The sequence below is a fragment of the Acinetobacter sp. TWP2-2-3 genome (assembly GCF_049896445.1).
Taxonomy (GTDB): Bacteria; Pseudomonadota; Gammaproteobacteria; order Pseudomonadales; family Moraxellaceae; genus Acinetobacter.
Genome location: NZ_JAFCUI010000003.1, coordinates 202488 through 224130, shown reverse-complemented (window position 1 = coordinate 224130; position 21643 = coordinate 202488). Strand labels below are relative to the sequence as shown.

Annotated in this window: 19 protein-coding genes; 8 read left to right on the top strand and 11 right to left on the bottom strand. The window is 44.9% G+C overall.

Annotated features, from left to right (window positions below; all coding sequences use genetic code 11):
* Nucleotides 1-5 precede the first annotated feature (5 nt).
* A complete protein-coding gene (locus ACP7AK_RS06480; RefSeq protein WP_425879163.1) occupies nt 6-1421 on the top strand; it encodes an efflux transporter outer membrane subunit in 1416 nt (471 codons plus the stop codon).
* A gap of 66 nt (nt 1422-1487) precedes the next feature.
* On the opposite strand, the gene ACP7AK_RS06475 is transcribed toward ACP7AK_RS06480, so the two are convergent.
* Together ACP7AK_RS06475 and ACP7AK_RS06470 are read right to left on the bottom strand one after the other, a co-directional pair.
* On the bottom strand, nt 1488-3320 hold the full coding sequence (locus ACP7AK_RS06475; protein ID WP_005261812.1) for a tetratricopeptide repeat protein: 1833 nt from the start codon (nt 3318-3320) through the stop codon (nt 1488-1490).
* A 98-nt stretch (nt 3321-3418) separates the two neighbouring features.
* Entirely contained in the window at nt 3419-4189 is a 771-nt protein-coding gene (locus ACP7AK_RS06470) for a tRNA threonylcarbamoyladenosine dehydratase (protein WP_005103214.1), read from the bottom strand.
* Nucleotides 4190-4371: 182 nt separating this feature from the next.
* Between ACP7AK_RS06470 and ACP7AK_RS06465 the strand changes: the two genes are divergently transcribed.
* Nucleotides 4372-4617 (top strand): hypothetical protein, encoded by a 246-nt coding sequence (locus ACP7AK_RS06465; RefSeq protein WP_005107898.1) that lies wholly within the window; start codon nt 4372-4374, stop codon nt 4615-4617.
* 41 nt (nt 4618-4658) lie between these two features.
* Here ACP7AK_RS06465 and orn read toward each other — a convergent pair whose 3' ends face one another.
* Nucleotides 4659-5216: an oligoribonuclease gene (gene orn, locus ACP7AK_RS06460; RefSeq protein ID WP_425879160.1), complete on the bottom strand. Its 558-nt coding sequence runs from the start codon at nt 5214-5216 to the stop codon at nt 4659-4661.
* A gap of 125 nt (nt 5217-5341) precedes the next feature.
* On the opposite strand from orn, the gene rsgA reads away from it, so the two are divergent.
* The 4 genes from rsgA to secB all read left to right on the top strand — a co-directional run bounded on the left by rsgA (nt 5342) and on the right by secB (nt 7674).
* Nucleotides 5342-6400 (top strand): ribosome small subunit-dependent GTPase A, encoded by a 1059-nt coding sequence (rsgA, locus tag ACP7AK_RS06455; protein ID WP_005103207.1) that lies wholly within the window; start codon nt 5342-5344, stop codon nt 6398-6400.
* A gap of 93 nt (nt 6401-6493) precedes the next feature.
* Nucleotides 6494-6901 (top strand): rhodanese-like domain-containing protein, encoded by a 408-nt coding sequence (locus tag ACP7AK_RS06450; RefSeq protein ID WP_004278386.1) that lies wholly within the window; start codon nt 6494-6496, stop codon nt 6899-6901.
* 21 nt (nt 6902-6922) lie between these two features.
* Entirely contained in the window at nt 6923-7177 is a 255-nt protein-coding gene (gene grxC / locus ACP7AK_RS06445; RefSeq protein ID WP_004278388.1) for a glutaredoxin 3, read from the top strand.
* Nucleotides 7178-7215: 38 nt separating this feature from the next.
* Nucleotides 7216-7674 carry a protein-export chaperone SecB gene (gene secB, locus ACP7AK_RS06440; RefSeq protein ID WP_004647439.1) on the top strand — a complete coding sequence of 153 codons (459 nt, stop codon included), beginning with the start codon at nt 7216-7218 and terminating at the stop codon, nt 7672-7674.
* A 175-nt stretch (nt 7675-7849) separates the two neighbouring features.
* On the opposite strand, the gene ACP7AK_RS06435 is transcribed toward secB, so the two are convergent.
* The 7 genes from ACP7AK_RS06435 to ACP7AK_RS06405 form a co-directional block, all read right to left on the bottom strand.
* Nucleotides 7850-8656 (bottom strand): enoyl-ACP reductase FabI, encoded by an 807-nt coding sequence (locus ACP7AK_RS06435; protein WP_180181437.1) that lies wholly within the window; start codon nt 8654-8656, stop codon nt 7850-7852.
* A 127-nt stretch (nt 8657-8783) separates the two neighbouring features.
* Nucleotides 8784-9605 carry a TatD family hydrolase gene (locus tag ACP7AK_RS06430; protein ID WP_138743099.1) on the bottom strand — a complete coding sequence of 274 codons (822 nt, stop codon included), beginning with the start codon at nt 9603-9605 and terminating at the stop codon, nt 8784-8786.
* The gene (locus ACP7AK_RS06425; protein WP_425879156.1) at nt 9602-10564 is read right to left on the bottom strand and encodes an RsiV family protein; all 963 of its coding nucleotides are present in this window, start codon (nt 10562-10564) and stop codon (nt 9602-9604) included. Before ACP7AK_RS06425 ends, ACP7AK_RS06430 begins: the two co-directional genes overlap by 4 nt.
* Nucleotides 10565-10608: 44 nt before the next feature.
* On the bottom strand, nt 10609-11433 hold the full coding sequence (locus ACP7AK_RS06420) for a hypothetical protein (protein WP_004647434.1): 825 nt from the start codon (nt 11431-11433) through the stop codon (nt 10609-10611).
* Nucleotides 11434-11544: 111 nt separating this feature from the next.
* Nucleotides 11545-13137 (bottom strand): peptide chain release factor 3, encoded by a 1593-nt coding sequence (locus tag ACP7AK_RS06415; RefSeq protein ID WP_004647433.1) that lies wholly within the window; start codon nt 13135-13137, stop codon nt 11545-11547.
* Nucleotides 13138-13280: 143 nt separating this feature from the next.
* Entirely contained in the window at nt 13281-15143 is a 1863-nt protein-coding gene (locus ACP7AK_RS06410; RefSeq protein ID WP_425879154.1) for a putative bifunctional diguanylate cyclase/phosphodiesterase, read from the bottom strand.
* A 435-nt stretch (nt 15144-15578) separates the two neighbouring features.
* The gene (locus tag ACP7AK_RS06405) at nt 15579-17765 is read right to left on the bottom strand and encodes a carboxy terminal-processing peptidase (protein WP_005245962.1); all 2187 of its coding nucleotides are present in this window, start codon (nt 17763-17765) and stop codon (nt 15579-15581) included.
* 199 nt (nt 17766-17964) lie between these two features.
* Here ACP7AK_RS06405 and nagZ point away from each other — a divergent pair, with 199 nt between their 5' ends.
* Both nagZ and ACP7AK_RS06395 read left to right on the top strand, forming a co-directional pair.
* Nucleotides 17965-18987: a beta-N-acetylhexosaminidase gene (gene nagZ / locus ACP7AK_RS06400; RefSeq protein ID WP_425879151.1), complete on the top strand. Its 1023-nt coding sequence runs from the start codon at nt 17965-17967 to the stop codon at nt 18985-18987.
* A gap of 123 nt (nt 18988-19110) precedes the next feature.
* On the top strand, nt 19111-19974 hold the full coding sequence (locus tag ACP7AK_RS06395; RefSeq protein WP_425879149.1) for a class I SAM-dependent methyltransferase: 864 nt from the start codon (nt 19111-19113) through the stop codon (nt 19972-19974).
* A 28-nt stretch (nt 19975-20002) separates the two neighbouring features.
* Here the strand turns inward: ACP7AK_RS06395 and ACP7AK_RS06390 are convergent, their stop codons facing one another.
* On the bottom strand, nt 20003-21340 hold the full coding sequence (locus ACP7AK_RS06390; RefSeq protein ID WP_425879147.1) for an alpha/beta fold hydrolase: 1338 nt from the start codon (nt 21338-21340) through the stop codon (nt 20003-20005).
* Between the last annotated feature and the right edge of the window lie 303 nt (nt 21341-21643).

Here is a 21643-nt window from a genome sequence, read left to right as displayed (position 1 = left end):
CTGATATGCAAATGAATTTAACCAAGCTTGCCAGTGCCCTGTTGCTGGGAAGCTCGCTGGTCGGTTGTGCCGCAGTGGTGAAAACCCCCTATCAACAGCCTGCGATCAATATGCCGGGTAGCTTTCAAAACAATAAGGTGCTTAGTCAGCAGATTCATGCCGATATTTTGGCAGATCAATGGTGGACTTTATTTAAAGATCCGCAATTAAATAATTTGGTGAATGAAGTATTGGCGCAGAATACCGATCTGGCAGTGGCCGGCATCAGTTTACAACAGGCCCGTATTCAAGCCAGACAAGCTCAAAGTCAGCAAGGCGTTCGTGTCGGTGATGCCGGACTGACAACACGTAGAAGTTTTGATTTAGAAGATGGTGATAGTTCATCGAGTTTTGGGATTAATTATCCGGGTTTAAGCTATGAACTGGATCTGTTTGGCAAACTGGCCAATCAGACTGAAGCGGCACGCTGGGAAGCACTGGCCTCTGAAGAAGACTTGCAGGCAACCGCACAAAGCCTGATTGGCACCACGGCACAATTGTACTGGCAACTGGCTTATCTGAATGAACGTTATAGTGTGGTACAGCAAAATCTGGCGACCGCGCAAAAAACCTATGATCTGGTGCGGGTGCAATATCGTGCCGGCGCAGTATCCGGTCTGGATTTAACCCAGGCGGAACAGGCAATTCAAAGTCAACAGGCGACTTTAAGCCAGATTGAACAGCAACGTGTGGAAACACGTACCGGACTCGCGGTATTGCTGCACATGCCGGTTCAACAGCTCGCGATTCAAGAGCCAAGCCGTTTACCGAATATTCAATTGCCGAGTATTCAGGCTGACTTACCGGCGAGTTTGTTGTCACGTCGCCCTGACCTTCGAGCGACTGAACTGCGCTTGCGTAAGGCACTAGCCAATAAAGATGCCAACAAAGCCAGCTACTATCCATCCATTAGTTTGACCGGTAATCTGACCACCGGTATTGGCAGCAGTACTTCCCTCTCGAATGCCCTGAAAAATCCGATTGCAACTTTAGGTGCTGGTCTGACTTTGCCTTTCCTGCAATGGAATGACATGAAACGTGATCTACAAGTCAATGAGCTGGAATATGAAAAAGCCATTATCCAGTATCGCCAGACCATGTATGAAGCCTTTGCCGATGTGGAAAATGCCTTGTCGAATCGGACTGAGCTCACTAAGCAGGTGGCTTTGCAGCAACGCAATGTTGAGTTGGCCGAAAGAACTGAACGCTTGACTGAAGTGCGTTATCGTAATGGTGCAGTCGCTTTAAAGAACCTGCTGGATGCACAGGAAACTACGCGCAATGCACGACTGTCTTTGGTGCAAACCCGACAGAACCAGTACAATGCCTATGTCACCTTGATGCAGGCATTGGGTGGTAGTCCTATCCGTGAATTGCCTTAACAAAGCTTAATCCATAAAAAACCGCTGACAGACAGCGGTTTTTTAGTTCATATTATTTGGGTCAGTTTATTTCATTTGCAAATATGCATTCACATTTTTCAATAATTCAATCGATCGCTCATGTCCGAGCAAACTGCCTTTTTCCAGCCAGTCCCGTGCAATCCCGATATCACGCGCCACGCCAATGCCTTTGGTATATAAACGTCCAAGATGACTATAGGCATCTGCATTCACCTGCGCTGCCGCCTGCTGATAATACTGTACGGCTTGCTCAATATTACTCTCAACACCTTGACCTTGCTCATAGGATTCACCCAGAGCATTTAGCGCCACACCATTCTGCTGAGCGGCTGCTTTTTGCAGATAGCTCAAGCCTAAGGCAATATCCTGCGCAATCTGTTGCCCTTGAAGATACTTCAAGCCCAATTCTGCTTGTGCCTGGGCATGACCCAATTGCGCAGCCTGATGCAGATAGCGATTGGCCAGCTCTGCATTATTGATAAACACAGGATAAATGCCTGACAGAGCTTGGTACAGGAACCATGCCGCCTCTTTCGAACCTTTTGCAACCGCCTGATTCAGGTACTGGATAGCTTTGTCGCGTGTCGGTAAAGGGTATTCAACCAGACTATAAAACCGGCCAACGCTATAAATTAAATCCGCTTCAGATTGAGCTTCAATCTGCCAATACTGCTGTGCCGCGTTCTGAATCATTTGTGTGGCTTTGGCAATGTCTTTTACTGTACCGACACCATTTAAATAACACAGTGCCAGCCCCATCCGTGCAGACACATCGTCAGGACTAAGCTGATAGGCAGCCTGATATAACTCAAATGCTTTTTGCGGTTCGTTGGCCACCAGGTGCTGTTCAAAATACAGCGCAGCAATCATACATAAGGCAGGCGCATGCTGACTGTTGGCCGCTTCCGCCCAGTAACGAAATGCCATGGTTTCATTTTTATCAACATACCAGCCATGAAAATAGGCCAGCCCGATTAAGGTCTTAGCGTGTGCATCGGCGTGTTCTTTGGACTGCTGTAATAAATGCTGGAACACGCGCTGACGCTGGTCGGTATCGATACGGCCCTGTAGCACACCGGCATAATAATCATAGAGACCTTTCTGGTCACCGAGACTGATACAGCGTTTAATAAATTGCAGCGATTGCTTCAGGTCTTGAGGCAGAATCTGGCCACGCGCATAAGAGTTCGCAATCTGCTGATTGGCAGCCAAATGATCTTGTTGCGCCGCCAGAAACAGATAATGAATTCCTTGCACTAAATCCTGGGTCGCTGAATCTGTTAAATAATATTGAGCCAGCTGATACTGCGAATTGGCATGACCCTGCCCGGCATTTTGTATTAACAAGGCCAGACGCTGTGTCTCTGCAGCGGTCTCATTTTGATGGTCTTCGGTCGAAGAAAGTTCAGTGATGCGGTACTGGGCATCCAGATTGCCACGTGCTACCGCATGTCGGTACCAATACAAAGCTTTTTCCGGGTCAGCCTGTTGATACGCCTCCCCTTCATGAATCTGCCCCAAATGATAGGCTGCATCATCACTGCCCAGACGAAAGGCTTTTTCTAGATAACTAATCGCCTTTTCGGTATTCTGCTCATGTCCCAGACCTTGCAGATGCATCAGGCCCATGCCTACATAAGCTTGTGGAATTTCCTGTTGCTGGGCCAGCCCCTGATAAATCTGATAGGCACGTTCATAATTCGGATGTTCTGGATCTGAACTCAAACGTGCTGCATGTTTCAGTTGAGCATCAATCTGCTCAATCCATAAATCATGTTGTACAGCCTTCGCCTGATCACGTTTCACCGGATCGGGACGTTTCCACATCCAGATCGCTAACGCCCCTATCCCCAAAATCAGTACCAGCAAGAACCACATAGCTGCTCCAAAACATTATTTTTGTTCTGCGAATGAATCCTTTCATTCTAAACGCCAGTTTAAAAAAAGCACATAGATTGTGCTTTTTATTTTTTAAATCAGGCTTTTGCTCTTTTACTATCGAGCTTTTTCAAACCTTCTGCCACGGCAACCATGGCAAAGCTCGAAGTCACCACCACGGCAGAGCCATACCCCCCACAGCGCAAGCCGGCACTGGCGCAGACATCGGCACTGGAGAATGGATTATCAATTGAATAGACACAGGTAATGCCGAATTTTTCTTTGGGCTTTTTACAGATGCCTTTAGCACGTAACTGGGCACGCAATTTGGCCAGCATCGGGTCCTGTTCGGTTTTAGATAAATCTGCAACACGAATTTTCAGTGGATCCAGTTTGCCACCTGCCCCGCCCGATACAATTAAAGGAATCTTGTTAAAGCGACAATGTAGCATCAGGGCAAATTTGGCTTTGACATCATCGATGCAATCTAAAATCAGATCCGGTGTCGGAGCTAAAATTTCTTTGATATTCTCAGGCGTCAGATAATCATCAATTAGATTGATTTTAATCCGTGGATTAATTGCACGGCAACGCTCGGCCATAACTTCAATTTTTTCGTGACCTAATGTCGTACTCATGGCAGGCAATTGACGGTTAATATTAGACGCGGCCACCACATCCATATCGACCAAGGTCAGCTCGCCCACACCGCTACGTGCCAGTGCTTCTACCGCCCATGAACCGACACCACCGATACCAATCACCATCACATGACTTTTTTCATAATGGTTAAAGCTGTCTTCTCCATAAATTTTGGCAACACCAGCAAAACGGCGGTCATATTCATCATCTTGAAGCAGGTCAGTCATAGGTCATCTATAGCAATAAAAATACCGGATCATTTTAGCAAAATCCGCTTTTCTTTACCGCCACTAAATTTTTGATCGATTTAAATGACATTCAGATTGGATGAGAGCGACAACCGACTCGCGATTGATTAAAATATCAACAAATTAATTCTATGTCATTTGGCCAAAAGGAGTGGAATGTCATGCTATTTAACACCCTTTTGGGTTTGAACATTGTTTGTATCGGGCTTTATTTTTATGTTCTGATCAGCCAAAAGAACAAAAATTATTATCTCAGCATTCTCATTCGTTTAATGACTTTAGGATTATTTGGCTTAGTTATTTTCGATCGTTATGAAACACAGAATCATCTGATTGTGTTATTACTCTTGTGGGTAGGCTTTGAAAGCATGGAGCAGTTTTACACTAGAAAAAATCCAGTTCAGTAAAATAAAAAAAGAGGCTTTCGCCTCTTTTTCATCTATCGGAATTAATCTTTATTCATGATGAAAAAATATTCACGATAGTATTTCAATTCCGCAATCGAATCACGAATGTCATCCATCGCCAGATGCGAGGCATTTTTCTTGAGACCGCTCATGATTTCCGGGCGCCAGCGTTTGGCCAGTTCTTTCACTGAAGATACATCCAGATTACGGTAATGGAAATACTGCTCCAGTTCAGGCATCAGGCGGTGCAAGAAACGGCGATCCTGACAGATCGAGTTACCACACATCGGTGAAGATTTTGGATTGACCCATTTTTTCAGGAATTCAATAGTTTGCTGTTCGGCATCCTGAGCGGTCAGTTTACTGCGACGTACACGTTCAATCAGACCAGACTGGCCATGCTGGCGAGTGTTCCACTCATCCATGGCATTTAACAGACGTGTAGGCTGATGTACCGCAAGCACAGGACCTTCTGCCAAAATATTCAAATTGTCATCGGTTACAATTGTTGCAATTTCAATAATTTGATCATTGTCTGTGTCTAGACCTGTCATTTCAAGGTCAATCCAAATCAGGCGGGTATCAGCGGTGCTGCTCATAAATGTGCAATCTTATTGGGTTTAAAAACAACTATAGTAGCAAATTAATTACATCTTGGGTGTCATTCGGGGGCTGCTTCATGCTATTTTTGCCATCTGATTTACCCGGTTTTTTTAGGATATGAATGGCCTTAATACGTAAGCGTCGTCTGACAGAGCAACAACAGCGCCGCATTCAGAAACAACAGAAAACACGTCAAGAAGATCTCGATACCTCCAGTGATCTTGAAGGTTTAGTGGTGCAACATTATGGCCGCCAACTTGAAGTGCAAGCTTTGTCTCGCCCTGACATTCACCCTGAAAAACCTGTGGTCGCCGATGGTGAGCCTGAACCTTTCTGGAAAGAGATTGAACTGGACAGCGTCTGGCGCTGTCATACTCGAACCAATCTGGATTTATTGGTCACGGGTGACCGGGTCAAATGGCAAGCCGATCCGAATACCGGTTTAGGAATTATCACCGCGATTCATCCCCGAAAATCCTTATTGACACGCCCCGACCGCTATCACAAGGTTAAACCGGTAGCGGCCAACATTTCACTGATTGTGATCGTGTTTGCACCATTGCCTGAGCCAGCGCCGGGCCTGATCGACCGTTATCTGGTGGCCTGTGCCGATGCCGATATTCCTGCATTGCTGGTGATGAATAAAGCCGATTTGTTAAAAGAAAACGATCCGATTCTGACTCTGCTGCAAGAATATCAAGATCTCGGTTATGAAGTGATGCAGACCCAATCCGATGGCGACCTGACTGCACTGTCTAATCGTCTGGAAAATGAAACGGTGGCTTTCGTCGGTCAATCTGGTGTGGGTAAAAGCACGCTGATTAATGCGATCGTGCCGGATGCCGCACAGAAAACCAATATTATTTCGGAAAACTCGGCACTTGGTCAGCACACTACGACATCAACGCGCTTGATCGGTTTTGGTGAAGGTGCCGCCCTGATTGACTCTCCGGGAATTCGTGAATTTGGCCTGTGGCATCTGACTTTAGATAAGGTACAAAGCGGCTTTCCTGAAATTGAAAACCTGCTCGGCCATTGTCAGTTCCGTAACTGTACCCATAAGCATGAAAAACAATGTGCTTTGCGTCAGGCTGCTGCCGCAGGTGAAATTTTACCGCGCCGACTGGACAGCTATTTACGTTTAATCGACGAAATCACTGAAGCACAGCAAAAAAATTAATTTTCTTAACCCTTGGCCCTTGAAGCGGTGATTTTGATCACCATATTTATGAGCTATACTCTTGGCAATTTTAAAATTGTAATTAGGTGAATTGTGGAACGTTGGTTCGAGTTTATGGGGAATCACCCCTTCTTATTTGGAACACTCGCGGTATTAGTGGTTTTGTTCTTCATTATCGAAGGTCAACGTAACGGTCGCAAAATTTCTCCGCAATCGCTGGGAATTTTAGTCAAAGCAAAAAATGCCATGCTGATTGATTTACGTGATGCCAAAGACTTCCGTGAAGGTCATATCAGCGGCAGCCGTAATATTCCATATAGCCAGATTACAAAACATGTTGAAGAGCTGAAAGCATCTGATCGCCCTTTGGTGTTCATTTGTAACCTTGGACAGGTGGCTGGTACTGCATTACAGCAGGTTGGTCATGCCGATGCCTACCGTCTTGATGGCGGCGTCAGCAACTGGAAAGCTCAAGGTTTACCTTTGGTGAAAAGCAAATAATCCACGAACAGGAGATTGATCATGGCTGAAGTTACTATTTACTCGACGACAGTGTGTCCTTATTGCGTGCGTGCAAAACAGCTACTGGAACGTAAGGGTGTGGCATATAAAGAGATTAACTTGTCTCAAGAAGCGCCTGAAGTACGTCTTGAATTGATGCAGCGTACCAATCACCGTACCGTGCCACAAATTTTTATTAATGATCAGTTCATCGGTGGTTTTGACCAACTTTATGCTTTAGAGCGTGAAGGCAAACTTGATGAATTGCTGGCTTAACCTTACTAAAATTATCACTTCATATTAAGGATCAAAAAATGAGTGAAGAACAACAAGCTCAACCACAATTGGCATTAGAGCGTATTTACACCAAAGATATTTCTTTTGAAGTTCCTGGGGCGCAAGTTTTTACCAAGCAATGGCAACCTGAGTTAAACATCAATCTTTCTTCTTCTGCAGAAAAAATTGATGAAACTCATTTTGAAGTAGCTTTGAAAGTCGTGGTTCAAGCAACCAACGAAGGTGATACCGCGTTTATCGTTGATGTGACTCAAGCCGGTATTTTCCTGGTGGATGGCGTTGAAGAAGAGCGTCTTCCATATATCCTGGGTGCATACTGTCCGAACATCCTGTTCCCGTTCCTACGTGAAGCAGTGAATGATATGGTGACTAAAGGCAGCTTCCCACAGTTGCTACTTACACCAATCAACTTCGATGCTGAATTTGAAGCCAATATGCAACGTGCGCAAGCCGCTGCTGTGGATGGTCAAGCTTAATCGCTATCCTTCAAATCTAAAAAAGACCGCTTATGCGGTCTTTTTTATTGCCTTGAGTGGCCTCCCCCTTTATCAAAGGGGGAATGAGGGGGATTTTAATCATTTCCTCACTCAGAGGAAGAAGTCATTCCCCTCTCTCTAACTCTTTCCCTGAGGGAGAGAGGACTTATAGGATTTATTCCGCATCCGCCATCAAATCAGCGCTCATACCAACAGTATTAAAACCAGCATCAACATACAGGATTTCACCAGTAATCCCGTTAGCCCATGGCGAGCACAGGAACAATGCAGCATTACCGACATCTTCAATCGTCACATTACGTTTTAATGGAGCAACTTTCTCATTCAGGTCAAGCATTTTACGGAATGATTTAATACCTGAAGCTGCCAAGGTACGGATTGGACCCGCAGAGATCGCGTTCACACGAATACCTTCCTGACCCAAGCTAGACGCCAAATAACGTACGCCTGCTTCTAAAGAGGCTTTGGCCATACCCATCACGTTATAGTTTGGCATTACACGCTCAGAACCTTGATAGGTCAATGTCAGCAAACAGCCTTGACGGACTTGCAGCAAAGGTTTTGCCGCACGTGCCATTGCAATAAAGCTATAAGCACTGATGTCATGTGCAATATTAAAGCCTTCACGATCCGTGATCTCGGTGAAGTCACCATCTAGCGTATGTGCCGGTGCAAAACCGATAGAATGCACTACGCCGTCCAGACCATCCCAGTGTTTAGCCAGTTCAGCAAATGCATAGTCAATTTCAGCATCTACTGCCACATCACAAGGAAAAACCAGTTTCGAACCAAACTGTTCAGCAAAGTCATCTACCCGCTTTTTCAGCTTTTCATTTGGATAAGTAAAAGCCAATTCAGCACCTTCACGATGCAATGCTTGAGCAATACCAAAAGCAATCGATAATTTACTCGCAATGCCCGCGATCAAGAAGCGCTTACCCGCCAAAAGTCCTTGTGCCATGTGAATCTCACCTAAAAAAATGTATATGGCATGATGCCAAGTCTGGAGCATTTTAGAAATTGCATAATGCACCTTTTTTTCTATTTATGATGAACTGGGAATTTAAGACCGAGTTAAGAGCGTTAACTTAAATGGCCAGATGCAGGGCCTGATGAGTATTTTGCCAGAGCTGTTCAGCCAGTTCCTCTTTGTGCATATGTAGACTCTTTGCCAGTCCTTGCAGCACATAAGGTAAATTTGCAGGTGTATTTCGGGTACGTTGCTCGGTCGAGCTTTGACAACAGAGTGGTGTCATATCCGGACAGTCAGTTTCTACTACCAGATGTTCCGGTCCGACATACTGCACCACTTGATGCAGTTTTTTGGCATTTGGATTGGTGATTTGCCCGGTGATGCCCAGTTTGAATCCCAGTTTGATAAAGGCTTTGGCTTCCTCAACCCCACCACCAAAGGCATGCGCAATGCCGCCCTGTTTAAACTGCTGCTGTTTTAAAATCTGCAAAACCTCCGCATGGGATTTACGGATATGCAGCAAAACCGGCTTATCGAATTGCTGTGCCAGTTCAAGCTGTGCAGCAAAAAAATCTTTTTGTTTCTGGAAAATTTCAGCCTGTTTGTGCTGTTTAAAAAAGGTATCCAGTCCGATTTCACCAATGGCAATACAGTGCTCATTTTTAAGCAGCTGTTCCAGCTCCTGTAAATGATCAGTCTGATGCTGTTCAATATAAAATGGATGCAAGCCCGGTGCTAAATGACTTTGCGGTGCATTTTCCAGGTCATTGATAAAGTCGTGAGTTCCTAACAGATCAGCAAAACGGTTTTGCAAAAAACCAATTAAAACCAGATGCTCGACACCTGCCGCTTTGGCCGCATACGCCAACTGTTCCCGATCAGGATCAAAATCGGGAACATCAAAATGGGTATGCGTATCAAACAATTTTAAGGTCATTTGGCTTTTGCAACAGGTGCTGGCTGTGCCTCAGAGGCAGCTTTTTCAGTTTGAGGCAGATATTCGGGTTTTAGTACACCTTGTAGCTGCTCATAAGGAATCATTAAACGTGGCAAGCCAACCACATATGGCCCAATTTCATATTCGGCATATTGCAAGACCAGACCTTGTTGAGCCAGATAGAAATTATCGGTGAGTTTGAACTTCCAGGCCTGTTCATATTCGGCGACATCTTTGGCCAGCTTGGACTCTACCACCCAGGTTTTAAACGCATCATAAGCACGCGCTTCCAGTTGGGCTTTCTGTTTGACCGCAATAATGTCATCCAGCTTGATCAGCTTTTTCTGTTCCAGATCAAAATTATAATAAGTCTGTGCAGATGCCCCGTGTGCGCCTCCCAGATAATAACTGCTGTTCAAAACTACTGTCGCTAGAGGATCACCCGAATGCAGAATCTTGGGCTTAATCATCAGGCTAATACTATGACTGGCACTCAGGGCCTTGAGCTCTTTATCCAGATTCAAGAAAGTCTGCATATAAGGTTGAGTTTGCTGCTCAAGCTGCTGTTTTGGTGTCACCACTGTTGCTAAAGCAGCTTTGGGTTCAGAGGCGGCAACGTCTGCTTCGCTGGCAGCGCTCACTTTTGCCGGTTCAATCGCATCAAGAGACAGGATATTTTTCAACTGTTGCAGAATCTGCTGGTCGATCCATTCATCAATAAAGCTCTGATTACTGTTCAGACGTTCGATCGAAATTTCCGGACAGCTTTTGTCTTCACATTCTGGAATCGCCAGCTTGAGCTTTTCGGTATCGCCGCTGAGTTTAAGTGCTTCAGCTTCGGCTTGTAGCACCTCGGAAGCACTTGATTCTTCCGGCTCATTACTCTTCGGCTGACAGGCACTCAGCAAGATCGCTGATGCCAGGATGGATAGACAAAAGATATTCTTGTATTTTGGCATTCATTCACCTTTTTGGAACCTGTACGCTTGCAGGATCATGAGCTTTAAAACATATGCTGATAGATATCAGCTTTCAAGACCTGTTGTGTTTGTTGTTTTGTTAAATAAATATCCAGTTGTTTGGCGTCTTTGCTAATTTCATGGCTGCGAAAATGCAGACCAATACCTTCCTGATCAAAAAACCAGTCAGCTTGTCCCCAATACAGTTTTTTCGGCGCTTTCTGCTGCACTTGCTGATCATTTTCTTTGAGCCATGTCTCATAGGCTTGCTGAATAATCTGATCCATTAATAACTGTTGCTTAGGATCGATAATATCCAGTGGGGTCAGCATTTTCTGCTGGCGACGATCAGCCACAAAAAAATAATAGCGCTCATGCACGCTGACATTTTCCTGTTTGGTATCGACCCCAATCTGCATCAATACATATTGATTGCGTTGGTAAGGAATACGGGTATATAGCGATAACTCATAAGCCTTGTTCAGATTGAGCTGCGCCTGCCACGCATCCGATTTTTTTACATAGGCATTGATCGCCTGCTGTAAATTCATGTCCTGTTTCAAGCCGATTTGATCCTGAATCACTTTGGCCTGCTGCTTTTCAATCCATTGGTTCATCCATGGATCAACCGTATGCAAGGTCTGAATATCCAGATTGATACAGTTTTTATTTTCACAAAATGGCAAGGCAATTTTAGCCGGCTGCTCTTGAATATTCAGATAAGGCAAAACATCTGCGGTCTGCTGAGCTGCGGTCATTTTCTCATTTTGCGGAGTATTAACAGGCTCTTTTTCGCTTTGATCACAGCCACTCAGGACAAGACTTAAACCAATCACAGAACCGAGGACGACTTCCTTGCTGAGCTTCATTCTCTTTGCTATATCTATCGAGTTATTAATTGCTTAAATGTAGCATAAAATAAAACAGCTTCCGGAGAAGCTGTTTGATATTTTTAAACTTTAGCTGCGAAGCCTGAAATTTTAGTGTTCACGCGTATTGTGGAACACGATGTCCGGATAACGTTCTTGCATGAGCTGTAAATTCACCCGGCTTGGTGCAAGATAAGTCAAATGACCTCCACCATCGACAGACAACTGGTCATGGGCTTTTTTCTTGAATTCGTTGAATTTCTTCTCGTCATCACAAGATACCCAACGCACTGTGTTGATACTGACCGGTTCGTAAACACAATCAACCTTGTATTCTTCTTTCAGACGGTAAGCCACCACTTCAAACTGTAGCACACCCACCGCACCCACGATCAGGTCGTTGTTATTCTGCGGCATGAATACCTGGGTCGCGCCTTCTTCTGAAAGTTCTTTCAGACCTTTTTGCAACTGCTTGGATTTTAATGGATCCTTCAAGCGGACACGACGGAACATTTCCGGCGCAAAGTGCGGAATACCGGTAAACTGAAGTTTCTCACCCGAGGTAAATGTATCGCCAATCTGGATGGTGCCATGGTTATGCAGACCAATAATATCACCCGGCCAAGCTTCTTCCAGATGCTGACGATCACCGGCCAGGAAAGTTAAGGCATCGCTGATGCGCACATCTTTATCCAAACGTACATGCTTCATCTTCAAGCCTTTTTCATACTTGCCTGAACAGATCCGCATGAAGGCAATACGGTCACGGTGTTTCGGATCCATATTGGCCTGAATCTTGAAGACAAAACCGGTAAAGCCTTCTTCATCCGCTTCTACAACACGATCTTGGGTCGGATGGGCTTTAGGAGATGGTGCATATTGACTGAAGGCATCCAGAACATGGTCGACACCAAAGTTACCCAAGGCTGTACCGAACAACACAGGCGTTTGACGACCGGCCAGGAATTCTTCACGATCTAAAGGCTCATTGGCCATTTGTACCAGTTCCAGCGATTCTTCAAATGCCGCCCAAGCCAGTTCACCCACTTTCTCACGAAGATCAGGATAGTCATAACCATCTCGCACTTCGATCTCGGTAATGACTGAACCGAAACCGGCTTTATACACGTAGAATTTTTCTTCGATTAAATTGAATACACCGGCAAAATCACGGCCAGTACCGAGCGGCCAGGTGATCGGAACACATTTAATTTTCAGAACGTTTTCGATTTCATCCAGAAGCTCAAGCGGTTCACGGATTTCACGGTCCATTTTGTTGACGAATGAGATGATCGGGGTATCGCGCATACGACACACTTCCATCAATTTAATGGTTCGGTCTTCGACACCTTTTGCACCATCAATCACCATCAGCGCCGAGTCTACCGCGGTTAGGGTACGGTAGGTATCTTCCGAGAAGTCTTCATGTCCCGGGGTGTCCAGAAGATTGATCATCTTGTCTTTGAAAGGGAACTGCATCACTGAGGTTGTAATCGAGATACCACGCTCTTTTTCCATTTCCATCCAGTCCGATGTTGCGGCCCGGTCAGATTTACGGCTTTTTACCATCCCGGCCACCTGAATAGCCTGACCCCATAACAGCAATTTTTCTGTCATGGTGGTTTTACCGGCATCGGGGTGGGAAATAATAGCGAACGTACGTCGCTGGGCGACTTGTGCCGCCAGTTCTTGCTTAAAGCTCATGAAATACACCTACTGCTCAATGCACAGCATTCGAGATCAAATTCGATCAATATGAAAAAAATTGGCGATATTGTAGCAGAGTTTCAGGGTGGAGTTCCGTTAGCCATGTTGTCTATCCTGACGCTCAATGAATTAGAGCGCTATTAACGGAATTGTAAGTTTTCTAGTCGTTGTTCATCTACCGGCAAGCCCAGCAAAAAGCCTTGTAACTGTTCACAACCGAGCCGGGTTAAAATTTCTGCTTGCGCTTCTGTTTCAACACCTTCGGCGGTCACCACCAAGCCCAGTTTTATGGCCAGCTGAATAATGCTTTCCAGAATCATTTCCTCTTTGGAGCCGACTGCCAGATTTTTGATAAATTCCCGGTCAATTTTTAACTCATCTACGGCGAAATTCTTTAAATAGAGAAAACTGGAATGCCCTGTACCAAAATCATCAATGGCTAGACGGATGCCCATTTGTCTTAAGCGCTTAAAGCTGCGCATACTCACATCAATATGATGCATGGCAGTCGATTCAGTAATCTCGATCATTAAATGCTGAGGACTGATTTTATATTGTGCAAATAACTTTTCTAAAGTACTAAACAAATGCTTATGCTCAAATTGTACTGCAGACAAATTGACCGCGATAGGGAAAAATTCAGTATGTGTCTGTTGCCATTTTTGAATCTGCTGACAGGCCAGCTCCAATGCACAATAGCCCATTTGAATAATCAGTCCGGTTTTTTCAGCCGCATTGATAAACAGATTCGGGCCGAGCAAACCAAACTGGGGATGGTTCCAGCGAATTAATGCCTCTACCCCACACAAGCTACGGTCTTTGGTCCGAAACTTGGGCTGATAAAACAGCACAAACTGCTGCTCTTCCACGGCTTTATATAGGTCATTAATCAGGGTACTCTGGCTCTTGCTTTCATCCTGGTCGGTAGAATAATTAAAGACTGAATAGGTATTGCGCCCCTGATACTTGGAACTCAGCATGGCGGCATCAGCATTGACCAGCAGATCCTGTAAATTCTTGCCGTGTTCCGGATACATGGCAATGCCAATACTGCCCGAGATATGAATACTCTTGCCTTCAATCAGGAAACTTTCCTGAATCAGTTCAAGAATCTGTTCTGACATTTTTGCAGCTTTGGCGACAGATGTGTTTTCCAGTACCAGCAGAAATTCATCCCCACCAATTCTGAGCAGCTTGGAATGATGGCCTAATAACAGATGAATCCGCGTGGTCAATTGAATCAGCAACTGATCGCCGACCAGATGGCCAAACACATCATTGACTGCTTTAAAACGATCCAGATCGATATATAAAAAAGCAATTTCATGCTGCTGTTCGGACTGACCTGAAAACAGCAGATTTGCATATTCAGCCAGATACAAACGGTTAGGTAATTTGGTCAGATTGTCCTGAATGGTCTGATTTTCAATTTGTTGATTGGCCCATGCAAGCTGACGGTTGCGTAATCCCACACGCAGTTCGGACACGATGATACAAATCAGCGTTACCAGCAGCAATCCACTCATCAGTATCATGGCCAGAAATAGCTGATCATGTGCCTGAACTAATTCCGGTGACTGTTGCATATGGGCGGCAGTAAAATTGAATGACATCATGCTAATAGAGTGCATGCCAAAGATGCTGAGTGCGATCACACCTAATACGAGAACTGACCGGAAAAATGACCAGGTACTTCTGGTACTTCTGGTACTTAACCAGAGGATAAACATAGATGCAGTGCATATCACCAGAACAGACAGGAGCATCAGGCCCAAATCCATCTCATATTTATTCAGCACAAAACTTGCTGTCAGCCCAATAAAATGGATCAACCATATGAATAGGCCCAATAGCATGGCGGTTAGCATTAAATTGAAGGTTTTAAAGTTTAGCTGTAAAGCGCCTGAAGCAAATTTTTTAATCCGTGCGATGAGATAGCAAGCAACCAATGCAGAAAGAACGGACCCGATGAGCAGACCAATATCATGCTGAATATCAATCATATAAAATGTTCCCCAGCGGTGATCATTTTTATTATGCTCTGCACTGATATTTCCATTTTCACCCGGTCAAATTTGAGCTCAGTAAAATCTCAAGACTGACCATCTATGCAAGCCAATTGGTCTGCAACAACATCAGTCTTAACTAAAATTTAGAATTTATATTTCTTTCTTTTGAAGTTGAGAATTGCCTCAAAAATAAGACTCAACAGAAAAATAAAATACAACTTATATATTAGAAGTGTTTCAAATTTAAGCAAATATTTAGCTTCATTTTTTTAGCTCATTTATTCGATCACCATCACAATTTTTTTCTTTTTATTTAGACAGATGGCACTTCATAGCAAAATTTTATTTGTTCTTTCGTGCAGATTTGCAAAATAAAAAAATAGCCTGTCGAAACAGGCTATTTTTATCAACGACCAATGAGGCTAAAACTTAGGGTTTTGCTTGTAATTTGGCATAGTCCAGTAACACATTTGCCGCTTCAATCACAAACGCTTCTTCTTCAGGCAGAGCCGGACGTTCTTTGGCCTTCATCTTGGCACGCGTTTCAATCAAGGCATCCAGTGAAGCCTGATAACTTTCCCAGTTTGGATAAGGTTTCAGACCTGTTGCAGCACGACGAGTGTTTTCTGCGTCCAGCGTTTTTTGCTCCATGGCAATCAACTCAGCTTTACGCTGTTGCAAGTCCAGTACCTGACGTTTCTCTTCTTCAGCTTTCTTCATCACGGCTTTACGCTGTTCTAAATACTTGAACTGAGAATCCAGTGTGACCCGTTGCTGAGAAAGTTTAGCCAATTCAGGAACGTATTTCTGTACTGCACCTTCGCGTTTAAATGGTGCCGTTGGAATAGTATCCCACTGCAGGGCATTTTTGGCCTTACGCTCACCAAACTCCTCGTTATAAATATCGACCAGTTTAATGTCCGGAACGACCCCTTTATTCTGGGTACTACCACCAGTCACACGGTAGAATTTACGCTGCGTCAATGTCGCCTGACCATGCGCCAGACTATCCAATTGTACTTGTGCTGTACCTTTACCGGTGGTAGTACTGCCAATCACAATCCCGCGTTCATAATCCTGAATCGCAGCGGAGTAAATTTCACTGGCCGATGCAGAGGCCAGATTCACCATCACTGCCAATGGACCCGCATAAGTTTGTGCACCACCATCATCATCTTCAAAGACGCTGACATTACCATTGCCATCACGGATCTGCACCACTGGGCCAGACTTGATTACTTGCCCTAGCATACGTGCCACTTCTTCCAGTGAACCACCCGGGTTATTGCGTAAATCAACAATAATCCCGGCAACATTCTTCGCTGCCAACTCTTTCAAGGCTTTGTTGGTATCTTCGGATACCGAACGATAATCCGTACCGGCACGGCGTGCGCGATAGTTCAGGTAGAATGACGGAATTTCGATCACACCATATTGATATTTCTTGCCATCGCGCTGAATGTCGACTACACGTGTACGCACACCGGCATCTTCTTCCTGAATCACGTCACGGGTAATAGTCACATTACGGGCCTGCCCCATGGCAGCACCCGCACCGAGTAAGCGTAAAGTGACTTTCGTGCCACGTTTACCACGAATCAGACCGACAATTTCATTACTTGGCCAGCCAATGACATCGACCATCTGTTCGCCGTCTTGGGCCACACCAATGATACGATCCCCTGATTTGACCTGACCGGATTTGCTGGCCGGACCACCTTCAACGATGGTTTCAATTTTGGTGTAATCTTCATTGCCGCGTTCCGGGCGAATCGATACGCCGACGCCTTCCAGCTGTAAAGTCGTCTGACGATTCAGCTCCATCGCATCCACAGGCGGGAAGTAATTACTGTGGGGATCATAAGTCAGCATCATCGCGTTCAGTGTCTTGTCGAGCACATCATCACTTTTGACGCGGCTGAGACGTTCCAGTTGACGGGTATAACGCTTGGTCAAGGTTTGCGCAGGCGTTAGATCTTCAGGACCAGTCAGGTCTTGTCCATTGGCCAATTCCGGATTGGCTTTCAGCGCTTTCTGCTTGGCCAATTCCTCTTCTTTACTGATGGTCAGATTGATCAGCTGTGACACCAGCATTTTTGACCAGTGCGCACGCTGTTCAGCCTCAGTTTTAAAGAATGGCGCTTTCTCACGATCCGTTTCGATATAAACATTTGGCTGATTCAGATTCTGCGGTTTTTTCAGCTCATTCAACATATAGGTGTAGAACTGGTGCAAGCGCTGTTGATATTGCGCATGCATTTCATAAGGACCAGACAAGTTGCCGGCTTTCAGATTGGCACCAAAATTGGCACCATAGCGTTTCTTATAGTTTTCAACTTCTGGGGCCAGAAACAGACTGTGTTCCGGATCAAGACTATCAATATAGAAATCAAAAATACGCTGCGAAGTCTGAGCATCCAGACGCATATTTAAATAATGCTGACGGTCAACCAGGGTTGCCAGCTGACGTGACACCAGCGCCTGCTCTTGAGATGGCTGAATTGCTTTACTGACCACTTCATTACTATTGGCCGCAATCGCATCATTCACTACATGGGTAAAAAAGAATCCACCTGTCGCAATCGCAACTGCGCAAGCTATAGTTTGAAATTTCATAAATAATTCGTACTTCCTTGGCCTAGAGACCAATGTGACCGTGTTGCTTTTCGACCAGAATTTAACGTATTCAGCATCTTAAACAACTTAATATGTTTATGTCGTGTAGTTTTATCATATTCTGTGCTGACAAAGTGTAGCAAATCATTGCAGAATTCAGGTATTGTTTTCTCCGAAAACTCTAAAACGGATTCCGCATATGATTGGCGCATTGATGCTCGACATCGCAGGCACAACCCTCACTCAAGAAGATATTGAACTATTAAGTGCGCCGCAAGTCGGTGGAGTGATTTTATTTGGTCGCAATATCGAATCTCCCGCCCAAGTCCGTGCTTTGACCGATCATATGCGTCAGGTGCGTCCTGATATTTTAATTGCAGTGGATCAGGAAGGCGGTCGTGTACAGCGTTTAAGACAAGGCTTTACCCTGCTGCCTGCCATGGGGAAATTTGGCGAACTTTATACGAGCGATCCACAGCGTGCCCTTGAACTGGCTGAAAAATGCGGCTGGCTGATGGCGACTGAAGTACTGGCTGTCGGAATTGATTTCAGCTTTGCACCGGTACTGGACCTGAATGACATCAGTGATGTGATCGGTGATCGTAGCTTTGCCCAAAATATTCAGGACATTATTCCACTCGCCAGCGCATTTCTAAAAGGTATGAAACGTGCCGGTATGGCTTCAACTGGTAAACATTTCCCCGGTCATGGCTCTGTTAAAGCAGACTCGCATGTTGCTGCAGCAATTGATACGCGCTCCTATGCAGAGATTCAGCAAAAAGATATGCAAACCTTTATCCAGTTACAATCACAACTGGATGCACTGATGCCGGCTCATGTCATCTATAGCCAGGTAGATCCCAATCCAGCCGGATTCTCAGAATTCTGGATTCAGAAAGTTTTACGTCAAGAGCTCGGCTTTGACGGTGTCCTGTTCTCGGATGATTTAAGCATGCAGGCTGCCTGTGTTGCAGGTGATGCCGATGCCCGAATTCAGGCCGCCCTTAAAGCTGGTTGTGATATGGGTCTGGTCTGCAATGATCGTGCAGCACAATGTATTGCACTAGAAGGAATTGAAGATTTGCCCCTCCCGAACCAGCAACGCCTGGAACGCATGCGCGGCAACATCCCGAACATCCAGATTGGTGATGAACTGGATCTGGGTGAAGAATGGCGCGAGATCCGTGATGAAATACTGGCATTTAAACAGCAATCCAGCTAAAACTTTTTAAATCCAATCAATATGAAAAAGGGACACGACAAGGTGTTCCTTTTTAATTATAGTAATGAAAAGGTTACACTATTATTCAATCAACTTAAAAATAACAATAAGGTCAGAACAAATATGACAGACTCACTTTCGCAACATCGCCATATTTCTTTTACGGCGCACTATACCGGCTATATCTGGTATCAAATGGGAATCTCACATCCAGCCTTTGCTACATCCAAAGGCAAGTTCCTGGCCAAACTGCTTCATCCCCTTGAATCCTGGGCAGAACGCCATGTCGGCGGTAGCATGCGGACTACACTTAAGCAGCGCCATCAGATGATTGATGAGCATTTGTGTCAACTAATTGAGCAACATCCACAACTTCAGGTTCTTGAAATTGCCTGCGGACTATCTCCACGCAGCTGGAATTTCAGACAGAAATTCCCCGAGATTAATTATCGTGAACTGGACCTGCCGGATATGGCCAAGATCAAGACGCAGGCTTTACAGCAGATCGATCAGTATGCCCCTGAAGTCCTGACTGCCGATATTTTTAGTGAAGAACTGGACTGTATTTTTCAGATGTTTGACCGCAACCAGCCCTTAGTGGTCATTAGCGAAGGACTGATTAATTATTTTGATCAGCAGATGTTAGGTATTCTGATGCAGGGGATTACAGAAAATGCGCAGTATTTCCCGGCAGTTCACTATCTCAGCGATATTTATCCTGAACCGGTGAAAAATAAACTGGCGAACTTTATCTGGAGCAGTAGCCGTCTACTTAAATTCATGTCTCGCAGTGCGTTTACCTTTCATTTTAAATCCCCCCAAGAACTGCAGCACTTTTTTCAAGATGCAGGATTTGACCAGGTTGAGGTACAACAACCACAACGTTATTTTGCCGAGCCTCGTCAGCAAAACCCGACTCATGAACAGGATGAACATTTAGGTGATCTGGTCTGGATGGTTCATGCCGTGAAAAAAAACAGCGTTTAAGTACGCTGTTTTTTAATGCTGATATTTTTTAAATTGCGGTATCAAATACTTCGGTCTGTTGCAAAATTTTCTGCCGTTTTACAAAAGCCAATAGACGTTCTGCGACTTCAAAACTGCCATGTTTGAATAAGGCACGCAGCTGGGTGTTATTCTGTTCAAAGATGAGGCACTCAATATGAAATTCCCCAGCTTCATCTTCCAGATGCAAGGCCAGATCACGTGGATAAGTTGCTGCACGCTCAGCCTGTCCTGCATCTAACTCCAGCAATACCCCAAAGAAATTCATATCTACAATCTCTACATTCAAGACACGATCAGAATGACGATGACTGAGGAAACGCTGTGAATCTTGCACCTGAATCCGCTCTTCACCGCGACGTTCAAGCTGCTGTATCTGTTCACGCGTGAACGGAATAATTCCTGCCAGTTGATCAACAGCTTCATCGCGCAAGAAAGTTGCAAACAGATGCATGGTTTCTTTACGACGTTGTAACTGCGGCACATGATCAGCACCTGCAATTTGCACATACTGCATATCCGGGCATTGTAGGGCAAAATTCGCATTTTCATGTGGCAAGGTAAAACTGTCATATTGCCCACATGCCACCAGTACTTTGCACTGCGGGATCGGGACATTGGTCAGACGCAATAAACGGTTGCAGTTAATATCATAACGATCCTGTTCGGTGGCCGTAAATTCCGCCATCTGTTTAAAGAACAAACGTTTTGCAGTCGGTGACATTCGGGTTTCTGTCAAACGTGCATGATTCACCAAGTACAAAATGACGGCCTGACCAAATTCATCCATACGCTGTTCTTTCATCAGGTGTAGGGATTCTTCCAGCAGCATTCGCCAGCTTTTACGGGTTTTCTGCATCACGCCCATCAGAATCATCCGATCGACCAGTTCAGGACGCTGATCTGCCAGACAGGAAGCTACCACTGACCCTAAGGACATGCCTAAAATTGCCACTTGCGGCAGCTGCATCTGTTCCAGCCAGCGCCCTAGCATCGCAGCAAGGTCTTCAAGCTCCAGTGTTCCGGCAGACAGACCTGTGTCGACATTACTAATCTGCTGGTTGGCCCCCATGGACGGCAGGTCAATCAGAATGATGGGACCTGCATCAAAAAGCTGTTCTACACAATATTTGTAGGAGTTAAAATTCTGGAAAGCTCCCCCAATAATCACCATTGGTCTTAAATGTAAGGTATCTGGACGGGCGATCGCCATATATTCGATTTTCCAGCCATCCATCCAGGTGGTGCGTGGTGGCTGCTTAAAACTGTGCTTATCATAAAAATCAAAAAAACCATCGTGTCTATGTTGTTCCAATACATGGGCGTCCATGTGGATAATGGAATTCATATTCCTTTTCCTCCGTCCTTGCCTTATTTTTATTGTGCAAGTCATGCTTAACAGATCTTATAATTCAGGCACATTCCGGTGTGCCTGAACATGCATCCTGCTCTTTAATAATTATAAATGACATCAATGTCGCGTGTTTCATTCTATACAGAGCTGCTTTTCACAAGCAACCGCTTCAGTGACCACTTATCTGCTTTTAAACAGAAAACATTTTCAAAATGTTTAGAAGTCTGCGAAAACGGATGATTTTTAACAGATGGGCTTCATTGTGCAGCAGCAGGCTGTTAATATCGAAATGAAATT

Coding starts and splice junctions, on each gene's coding strand:
- ACP7AK_RS06480 (WP_425879163.1), top strand. CDS start 6: ATGCAAATGAATTTAACCAAGCTTGCCAGTGCCCTGTTGCTGGGAAGC.
- ACP7AK_RS06395 (WP_425879149.1), top strand. CDS start 19,111: ATGACAGACTCACTTTCGCAACATCGCCATATTTCTTTTACGGCGCAC.
- secB (WP_004647439.1), top strand. CDS start 7,216: ATGAGTGAAGAACAACAAGCTCAACCACAATTGGCATTAGAGCGTATT.
- grxC (WP_004278388.1), top strand. CDS start 6,923: ATGGCTGAAGTTACTATTTACTCGACGACAGTGTGTCCTTATTGCGTG.
- rsgA (WP_005103207.1), top strand. CDS start 5,342: ATGGCCTTAATACGTAAGCGTCGTCTGACAGAGCAACAACAGCGCCGC.
- ACP7AK_RS06410 (WP_425879154.1), bottom strand. CDS start 15,143: ATGATTGATATTCAGCATGATATTGGTCTGCTCATCGGGTCCGTTCTT.
- ACP7AK_RS06470 (WP_005103214.1), bottom strand. CDS start 4,189: ATGACTGACCTGCTTCAAGATGATGAATATGACCGCCGTTTTGCTGGT.
- ACP7AK_RS06465 (WP_005107898.1), top strand. CDS start 4,372: ATGCTATTTAACACCCTTTTGGGTTTGAACATTGTTTGTATCGGGCTT.
- ACP7AK_RS06435 (WP_180181437.1), bottom strand. CDS start 8,656: ATGGCACAAGGACTTTTGGCGGGTAAGCGCTTCTTGATCGCGGGCATT.
- ACP7AK_RS06475 (WP_005261812.1), bottom strand. CDS start 3,320: ATGTGGTTCTTGCTGGTACTGATTTTGGGGATAGGGGCGTTAGCGATC.
- ACP7AK_RS06420 (WP_004647434.1), bottom strand. CDS start 11,433: ATGAAGCTCAGCAAGGAAGTCGTCCTCGGTTCTGTGATTGGTTTAAGT.
- nagZ (WP_425879151.1), top strand. CDS start 17,965: ATGATTGGCGCATTGATGCTCGACATCGCAGGCACAACCCTCACTCAA.
- ACP7AK_RS06425 (WP_425879156.1), bottom strand. CDS start 10,564: ATGCCAAAATACAAGAATATCTTTTGTCTATCCATCCTGGCATCAGCG.
- ACP7AK_RS06405 (WP_005245962.1), bottom strand. CDS start 17,765: ATGAAATTTCAAACTATAGCTTGCGCAGTTGCGATTGCGACAGGTGGA.
- ACP7AK_RS06415 (WP_004647433.1), bottom strand. CDS start 13,137: ATGAGCTTTAAGCAAGAACTGGCGGCACAAGTCGCCCAGCGACGTACG.
- ACP7AK_RS06430 (WP_138743099.1), bottom strand. CDS start 9,605: ATGACCTTAAAATTGTTTGATACGCATACCCATTTTGATGTTCCCGAT.
- ACP7AK_RS06390 (WP_425879147.1), bottom strand. CDS start 21,340: ATGAATTCCATTATCCACATGGACGCCCATGTATTGGAACAACATAGA.
- orn (WP_425879160.1), bottom strand. CDS start 5,216: ATGAGCAGCACCGCTGATACCCGCCTGATTTGGATTGACCTTGAAATG.